We start from the raw sequence: 8,536 nt of genomic DNA on the forward strand, positions 1-8,536 counted from the left end.
GGACGGGGAGGTGGTCACGACGTGGTCTGCCACGCCTCGATCGGGTTGCCCAGCCACCGCGTGTCGGCGGGGACGGACTCGGCGCGCATCACCAGCGAGGCCGGGCCCAGCGTGCTGCGCGCGCCCACCGTGCTGCCGGGCAGCACGATGCCGCCCGGGCCCAGGGTGGCGCCCTCGCGGAGGACCACAGTATCCATCCGCATGATCCGGTCGTGGAAGAGGTGTGTCTGCACCACGCAGCCGCGGTTGATGGTGACCCCGTCGCCGAGGGTGACCAGGTCCGCCTCCGGCAGCCAGTAGCTCTCGCACCAGACGCCGTGCCCGACGTGCGCGCCGAGCGAGCGCAGCCACAGGTTCAGCACCGGGGTGCCGGGCACCGCGCCGACCAGCCACGGCACGGCCAGCATCTCCACGAAGGTGTCCGCCAGCTCGTTGCGCCACACGAAACCGCTCCACAGCGGGTGCTCCACCGCGCGGAACCGCCCGACCAGCAGCCACTTGGCCGCCACCGCGACCGCGCAGGCCACCGCGCCGGCCGCCAGCAGGACCAGGCCGGACAGCAGCGCGGCGGTCAGCGGCGAGCCGGCCGCCAGCCAGGACAGCGCCGCCACGGTCAGCAGACCCAGCGCCGCCGAGGCCAGCACCGGCACCAGCCGGCCCACCTCGACCAGCCCGCGCGCCCACAGCAGCCGGGCCGGCGGCTCGTAGGTCAGGCTCTGGTCGGCCTGGTCCGCCGAGCGCGGCAGCCGCATCGGCGGCATGCCCAGGTACGACCCGCCCTTCTTCGCCTTCGCCGGCGTCGCCGACAGCACGCCCACCAGGCCGCGCTTGGGCACCGAGCGGCCCGGCGCGGTCATCCCCGAGTTGCCGAGGAACGCCCGCTCGCCGACCTTCGCCTCGCCGAGCCGCACCCAGCCGCCGCCCAGCTCGTACGGGGCCATCAGGGTGTCGTCGGCCAGGAACGCGCCGTCGCCGACCGTGGTCAGGCTGGGCAGCGCCAGCACCGTGGACACCTCCGCGCCCCGGCCGACCCGCATCCCGAGGGCGCGCAGCCACAGCGGCGTGACCAGTCCGGCGTAGAGCGGGAACAGCACCTCGCGGGCCCGGTCCATCAGCTGGGTGACGGTCCACGCCTGCCAGCCCACCCGGCCGTGCAGCGGGTGCGTCCCGGGCACCAGGCCGATGCTCAGCAGCCGGACCAGCACCACCAGCTGCGCCGCGTACACCGCGCCGAACGCCAGCGTGGCGGGCAGCAGGCCGAGCAGCGCGCCGCCGAGCGCCGGGCCGAGGGCCGCGGCCTGGTCGACGAAGCGGGAGAGCACGGCCAGCGCGGCGAGCGAGGGCAGCACCGGGAGCAGGCCGAGCACGGCACCGCTGGCGCCGTACAGCGAGGCCCAGCGGGCCCGGCGGACCGGGCGGTCCTTGGGCCAGGTGCGCTCGGCGCGGCCCAGCTTGACGGCGGGCGCGCCGCCCCAGCGCTGGCCGGTCGGCACCTGGCCGGTGACGCTGGAGCCGGCCGCCACCTGGGCGCGCTTGCCGACCCGGGCGCCGGGCAGCAGGGTCGAGCGGGTGCCGACCACCGCACCGGAACCGATCTTGACCTGGCCGATCAGCAGCCGGTCGCCGTCCAGCCAGTAGCCGCACAGGTCCACCTCGGCCTCGATCGCGCAGCCGCGGCCCAGCTTCAGCATCCCGGTGACCGGCGGCAGCGAGTGCAGGTCCACCTCGGGCGCCACCTTGGCGCCCAGCACCCGGGCGTAGCGCACCAGCCAGGCGCCGGACAGCGAGTCCGCGCCGCTCAGCTCGGTGAGCCGCTCGGCGGTCCACAGCCGCAGGTGGACCGAGCCGCCGCGCGGGTGGCTGCCCGGGCGCACGCCGCGCAGCAGCAGCCGGGCGCCGCCCGCCGCGAGGGCCAGCCGGCCCGGCGGGGTGTACAGCGCGAGCGCGCCCGCGCCGACCCACCACCAGGAGGCGGTGGGGGCCCACGGGAAGTCGCCGAGGTGGGTGAGGAGGTTCCCGGCGGCCAGCAGGGCGACCGTCCAGCGCAGGCCGACCACGGTGAACAGCGGGACCAGCAGGAACAGCTGGAGCAGCTTGGCCCTGGTCGGCACCAGGGCGACGGTGCGGGCCTCGGTGCTCTCGCCGGCGGTGCGCTCCAGGTGTCGGGCGAGCTTGCGCAGCGTCGGGTGCTGGTAGATGTCCAGCACGGCCGCGCTCGGGTAGCGGGTGCGCAGCAGGGTGGTCAGCCGGGCGGCGGCCAGGCTGCCGCCGCCGATCGCGAAGAAGTCGTCGCGCGGGCCGCCGACCCGGACGCCGAGGATCTCCGACCACTGCTCGGCCAGCCAGGCCTCGGTGCCGTACAGCTCCTCGCTCGGGCCGGCGTTCTCCAGCTCCGGCAGCGGCCAGGGCAGGGCGTTGCGGTCGACCTTGCCGGAGGTCCGGGTGGGCAGGGTCTCGACGGTCGCCAGCAGCGGCACGAGGGCGGCCGGCAGCTCGGCGCGCAGCCGCTCGACGGCCTGCTCGCGGTCGAAGCCGTCCTGGACCACCAGGTAGCCGACCAGCAGCTGGTTGCCGCCGCGCGCGGTCCGCACGGCGGCCGCCGCGCCCGCCACACCGGGCAGGGCCTGCAGGGCCGCGTCGACCTCGCCGAGCTCGATCCGGCGGCCGCCCAGCTTGATCTGCTCGTCGGTGCGGCCGAGGAAGAGCAGACCGGCCGGGTCGGCCTGGACCAGGTCACCGCTGCGGTAGGCGCGCTCCCAGCCGAGCGAGGGCAGCGGCGCGTACTTCTCGGCGTCCTTCTCCGGGTCGAGGTAGCGGGCCAGGCCCACGCCGCCGATCACCAGCTGTCCGGTGCCGCCGGGGGCGACCGGCACACCGGCCTCGTCCACCACGGCGAGGTCCCAGCCGTCCAACGGCAGGCCGATCCGCACCGGGCCCTCGCCGGTCAGCAGGGCGGCGCAGGCGACCACGGTGGCCTCGGTGGGGCCGTAGGTGTTCCACACCTCGCGGCCCTCGGTGACCAGGCGCTGCACCAGCTCGGGCGGGCAGGCCTCGCCGCCGAAGATCAGCAGCCGCACCTCGTTGAGCGCCTCGGCCGGCCACAGCGCGGCCAGGGTCGGGACGGTGGAGACGACGGTGATCTCCTGCTCGGCCAGCCAGGGGCCGAGGTCGGCGCCGCTGCGCACCTGGGAGCGGGGAACCGGCACCAGGCAGGCGCCGTGCCGCCAGGCCAGCCACATCTCCTCGCAGGAGGCGTCGAAGGCGACCGAGAGGCCGGCCATCACCCGGTCACCGGGGCCGATCGGCTCCTCCTGGAGGAAGAGCGCGGCCTCGGCGTCCACGAAGGCGGCGGCGTTGAGGTGGGTGACGGCCACGCCCTTGGGCTTGCCGGTCGACCCGGAGGTGAAGATGATCCAGGCGTCGTCGGCCGGGGTGGGGCGGCGTTCCAGGGCGGGAGCGCGCTCGCCGGTCGTCGCCAGGCCGCGGTCGGCGCCGAGCACGGCGGCGACGGCGGCCTCGCCGAAGACCAGCTCGGCGCGCTCGTCCGGGTCCTCGGCGTCCACCGGGACGTAGGCGGCGCCGGCGGCGAGCACCGCGAGGATCGAGACGTAGAGGTCGTTGGTGCCGGAGGGCACGCGCACGCCCACCCGGTCGCCCGGGCCGATCCCGACGGCGGCCAGCCGGCGGCGCAGCTGCTCGACCTCGGCGGCCAGCGCGCGGTAGCTGAGCACGGTGTGCCCGTCGTCCAGGGCGGGCTCGTCGGGGTGGGCGCGCACGGTGGCGTCCAGCACGTCGACCAGGGTGCGCGGGGCGGCGGCCGGGCGGCCGGGGAACAGGGCGTGGGCCTGCTGGGGCTGCGGCTCTGGTTCCGGTTCCGGTTCCGGCTGCGGTGGCGCGGGCGGTGCGGCCTGGGTGGGCTGCTGCGGTGGCGTGGCGTACTGCTCAGGGTGGCTCGGTTCAGCTGTCATGGCAGCCGTGCGCTCCTCGTCCTCGCCCCGTTCCGACCGATGCCCGGCCCCTGGGGCGGTGGGAGCACCGCCTGATCGGGTGACCCCACTCCGGGGCCGGAGCGGACAACCTGACCGATGGTAGTCCCGGGGCGGCGAGCGGACAGGAGCGGACACTCGGCCCAACTGGCGCCCAAATGGCCGAATCTGACAGAACGTCAGTCAATAACTGACGCCTCTTGATGTGGAAGTGATGGGGCGTCAGTAGAATTGACGGATCGTCAGGTCGATTTTCCGACCGTGATCCATGCCACAGCGATTCCTGCTCCCTTCGGGTGGCGGGAGGCGGCGGGCCGGGTCTCCCGGGCCGATTTCTCCGGTCCGGGCCCGGCCCGCCGTCCTGCACGGTGGTCAGCGGAACCGGTGCAGGTTCTCGCCGAGGAAGGCCTCCAGGGTACGCGGGGCGCGTCCGGTGAGGCCAAGGAAGGAGCCGTCCGGGGTCTCCTTGCGGACCACCGCGAGCTGCTGGATCTCCACCACGTGGGTGGCGAGCCAGGGCGGCATCCCGGCCCGGCCGACCAGGTGGGCGTGCAGGTCGGACGGGCTCAGGTCGAGGTAGCGGACCGGCCGGCCGAGCAGCTCGCCCAGTAGTGCGGTGAGCTCCGGGTAGCTGTAGGCCCGCCCGCCGGTGAGCGGGTAGGTGCCGCCGGCCAGCTCGGGACGGGTGAGCACCTCGGCCGCGGCGTCCCCGATGTCCCGGGCGTCCACGTAGTTGCACCGCGCCTGGCCCATCGCGCCGTGCACCACCCCGGCGGCGGCGATGCCGGGCGCCAGGAGCAGCAGCTTCTGCATGAACGCGTACGGCCGCAGGACGGTGGTGGTGATGCCGCAGGAGCGCAGCCGCTCCTCGATCAGATGGTGGCCGCGCGAGACGGCGACGGGCGAGTCCGGCTCGGCGGCGGGCGCGGAGACCTTGACGATGTGCTCCACGCCGCAGTCCACCGCGGCCTCGATCGCGTTCAGCTCGTACTGGACCTGCTGCGGGCCGTTGGCCATGGTGAGGAAAAGCTGGTGCGCACCGCGGAACGCCGTACGCAGGGAGGCAGGGTCGGCGGCGTCGGCCGGGAGGGTGGCGGTCCGGGTGAGCGTGTGCTCGTCGAGGGCGGCGGCCAACCGGGCGGGGTCGCGGCTGAGGGCGCGGCTCGGTGCGCCGAGGGCGGCGAGGCTGCGCAGGGTGGCGCCGCCGGTGGCGCCACCGGCGCCCATGATGACGATCATGACGTCTGCCTTTCGGGATGGGGTGCGATTCCGGGGTGGAGTGCGGTTCCGGGCTGGGATGCGGTTCCGGGTCGGGGCGCGGTTCCGGCTTGGGGTGCGGCGGGGAGCCGGTGCTGCGCCGTGCGGGCCGGGCGGCTGCCGCGCCAGTGCCAGGTGGTGATGGTGGCGGCGATCGCCGAGGAGACCGGCAGGTCGATCGGCAGCCGGCGCGGCCAGGGGCTGTCGGCGAGGGCCGGGACGTGCGGCAGCCAGCGGGCGGCGGCGAGGCCGACCGCCAGGCCGAGGGCGGCGGCGACCAGGCCGAGGGCGGCGGCCGCGAGCGGGCGAGGGGTCCGGGCGGGCCGGGTGCGGACGGGGCGGCGGCGCAGCACGGCGCCGAGTGCGGCGGCCACCAGGGCGGAGGTGCCGCCGATGGTGGTGAGCGCGGCGGCCACCAGCTGCGGCTGGCCGGTGACGGCTCCGCCGGTCCCGGCCATGGCGGCGGGCATGACGTAGGCGACCAGGACCTCGCGCCACAGGACGAAGGGCGGGGGAGCGCCCGGGGCCTTCTTGCTCATGGGGTCGGTTCTTCCTCTCGCTTGTGGTTAGGTGCCTAAGTATTTGTGCTTAGGTGCCTAACTAGTGGGGCTGAAGGGAGGCGGGCCACCATTCGGCGGCCCGCCGGGGGTCGGATCAGTCCTCGGTGAGTGCGTCCATGCCCGCGACCACCCGGGCCAGCAGGTCCAGGAAGGTGGCGCGCTCCTCGACGGAAAGGCCCTCGACCAGTGCCTGCATCCGGGTGAAGTGCGCGGGGGCCAGCTCCCGCAGCTTGTCGGCGCCCCGCGCGGTGAGGATCACCACGTTGCCGCGGCCGTCCTCGGTGGACGGCCGGCGGGCCACCAGGCCCTCCCGCTCCAGACCGTCGACCAGGCCGGTCACGGTCGCCCGGGAGACGCCGAGGCTCGCCGCGAGCTGGGAGGGCGACTTCTCGCCGCCGTGGTCCTCCAGGTCCGCCAGTAGCCGGTAGCGGCCGGTGGAGAGGCCGAAGCGGCCGAAGTGCACCTCGCCGGCCTGGCCGATCCTGGCGCCCGCCGCCATCAGCCGGGCCGCTACCAGGATCGCCTGCGGGTCGGCCGCGAGGCCGTAGCGGGCGATCTGGCGGCGGGCCTGATCGAGGCTGGGGGCCGTGGGGCCACCCTCGGGGTGCTGGGTCACAAGAAGTAATATGGTGCCTAACCTGATTCCCGGTCAAGTCGAACCACGGACTGATGCCTAGGCGGCACGGGGAGCGATCCTGGGTGGCGTCCAGTCGGCGTGCCGCAGGACGGTCCGGACCATCGCGCCGGGCGGGGTGAGCCGGATCGCGGCGTTGCGCAGGCCGACCGCCAGCGGCTGGGCGAGCTGCTGGCCCATCCGGCCGGCCCGGCGGGCATCGCGGGCCACGGTCTGGCTGCGCGGGCGGCGGGCCGCGTCGTAACGCGCGAGCGCGCCCTCGACCGTCCGGGCCCCGGTGAGCGCCGCCGCCAGGGTCACCGCGTCCTCCAGCGCCTGGCAGGCGCCCTGGCCGAGGTGGGGCGTCATGGCGTGCGCCGCGTCGCCGAGCAGCGCGATCCGGCCCGACACGTAGGACGGCAGCGGCGTGGCCAGCTCGTTGACGTCGTGGTGCAGCACCGCCTCCGGTCGGGTCGCGGCCAGCAGCGAGGGGATCGGCTCGTGCCAGCGGGCGAAGCGGCGGCGGACCTCGGTCAGCGGGTCCCGGTAGCGGACCCCGGCCGGGGCGTTCAGGACCGCGTGCCACTCGGCGGTGCCGTCCGGGAAGGCGATGTGGCCGAACTCGGCGCCGTGGCCCCAGGTCAGCTCGAAGTCGGCCTCCAGGCCGTCGACCGGACGCTCGGTGATCGCCCGCAGCACCGTCGAACCGCTGTAGGCGGCGCCGGGGTGGTCGGGGAAGAGGCGGCGCCGGAGACGGCTGTTGACGCCGTCGGCGGCCACCAGGAGGTCGGCCTCCAGTGTCGTGCCGCCGAAGCCGGCCCGGACCCGTAACGGTCGCGTGGTGTCCACCTCCGTCACCTCGGAGCCGACGACCAGGGAGGCGGCGGGCAGCGCCTCGCGCAGGACGCGGTGCAGGGCCGCGCGGCGGATCCCGACGATCGGGGCGCCCAGCTCGCGCTCCAGCGCCGCGCCGTCCATCGCGGCGAGCCGGCGGCCGTCCGGGGTCCGGGTGCCGCCGGTGTACTGGCGGCGGGCGGCCGCCTCGACCGCCTCGCCGACCCCCAGGGCCGCGAGCGCGCGCATCCCGTTGGCGGCCAGGGAGATGCCGGCGCCCGCATCCTCCAGGACGTCCGCCCGCTCGACCACGGTCACGTCCCACCCCGCCAGCCGGAGCCCGATGGCGGCCGCCAGTCCGCCGATGCCGCCCCCGACCACCACCGCGCTGTTGCTGCTCATGCCCGGTCCTTCCCGTGTCGCCGCGCTGTCTTCTACAGCTGTAGAAAGAGCGTACTACGGGGCTGTCGGCGGACGGACGCGGGCCGAGGTGGCGGGCCGGGGTGGCGGGTCGGTGAACTCGACGGTCGAGGCGAGCAGCTGCAGCGGGCCGCGGAAGTCGTCCGGGGCCGGCTCGGTCAGCACCACCGGATAGACCGGGTCGCCGAGGATCGGCAGTCCGAGGCCGCACATGTGCAGCCGCAGCTGGTGGGTGCGCCCGCTCAGCGGCCGCAGCCGGTAGCGGGCCAGGCCGTCGCGGCGCTCCAGCAGGTCGATCCGGCTCTCGCTGTTCGGCGGGGCGTCGATCTCCCGCGCGGCGATCACCCCGCGCTCCTTGACGATGTGGCTGCGCACGGTACGCGGCAGGCTCAGCTCCGGGTCGTACGCGGCGATCGCCCGGTACTCCTTGCGCACCAGGCGGTCCCGGAACAGCGTCTGGTAGGCGCCGCGGTCCTCCGGGCGGACGACGAACATGGCCAGGCCCGCGGTGAGCCGGTCCAGGCGGTGGGCGGGGCTGAGCGCGGGCAGGTCGAGGCTGTGCCGCAGCCGGGACAGCGCCGTCTCGGCCACGTGCCGGCCGCGCGGGGTGGTGGCCAGGAAGTGCGGTTTGTCGACGACCACCAGGTGCTCGTCGCGGTGCAGCACGACCAGCTCGAAGGGGACGCGCACCTCCTCGGGCCGGTCCCGGTGGAACCAGAGGTGGGCGCCGGGCCGGAACGGCTCCGCCGGGGCGACGGGGCCGTGCTCGCCGACGATCTCGCCGTCCCGCAGGGCCGCGTCGATCCGCTCGGCCGGGACGGCGGGCAGCCGGTCCACCAGGTGGTCCCGCACCGTCGACCAGGGGC

Annotated in this window: 6 protein-coding genes; all 6 read right to left on the reverse strand. The window is 75.6% G+C overall.

Translation table 11 applies throughout. From position 1 onward, the window contains the following. Positions 1–14: 14 nt before the first annotated feature. Entirely contained in the window at positions 15–3,968 is a 3,954-nt protein-coding gene (locus ACIQOV_RS15035) for a Pls/PosA family non-ribosomal peptide synthetase (RefSeq protein ID WP_401048696.1), read from the reverse strand. 390 nt (positions 3,969–4,358) lie between these two features. Then, on the reverse strand, positions 4,359–5,225 hold the full coding sequence (locus ACIQOV_RS15040) for an NmrA family NAD(P)-binding protein (protein WP_401048697.1): 867 nt from the start codon (positions 5,223–5,225) through the stop codon (positions 4,359–4,361). Next, on the reverse strand, positions 5,222–5,782 hold the full coding sequence (locus tag ACIQOV_RS15045) for a hypothetical protein (RefSeq protein ID WP_401048698.1): 561 nt from the start codon (positions 5,780–5,782) through the stop codon (positions 5,222–5,224). Before ACIQOV_RS15045 ends, ACIQOV_RS15040 begins: the two co-directional genes overlap by 4 nt. Positions 5,783–5,897: 115 nt before the next feature. Next, the gene (locus ACIQOV_RS15050; RefSeq protein ID WP_401048700.1) at positions 5,898–6,419 is read right to left on the reverse strand and encodes a MarR family winged helix-turn-helix transcriptional regulator; all 522 of its coding nucleotides are present in this window, start codon (positions 6,417–6,419) and stop codon (positions 5,898–5,900) included. A gap of 57 nt (positions 6,420–6,476) precedes the next feature. Further along, positions 6,477–7,652 carry an FAD-dependent monooxygenase gene (locus ACIQOV_RS15055; protein ID WP_401048702.1) on the reverse strand — a complete coding sequence of 392 codons (1,176 nt, stop codon included), beginning with the start codon at positions 7,650–7,652 and terminating at the stop codon, positions 6,477–6,479. Positions 7,653–7,706: 54 nt separating this feature from the next. Then, positions 7,707–8,536 (reverse strand): pseudouridine synthase (locus ACIQOV_RS15060; protein ID WP_401048703.1); only part of this gene is annotated, 830 nt, incomplete at its 5' end.

It is taken from the genome of Kitasatospora sp. NPDC091257 (assembly GCF_044757675.1).
GTDB lineage: Bacteria > Actinomycetota > Actinomycetes > Streptomycetales > Streptomycetaceae > Kitasatospora > Kitasatospora lactacystinica.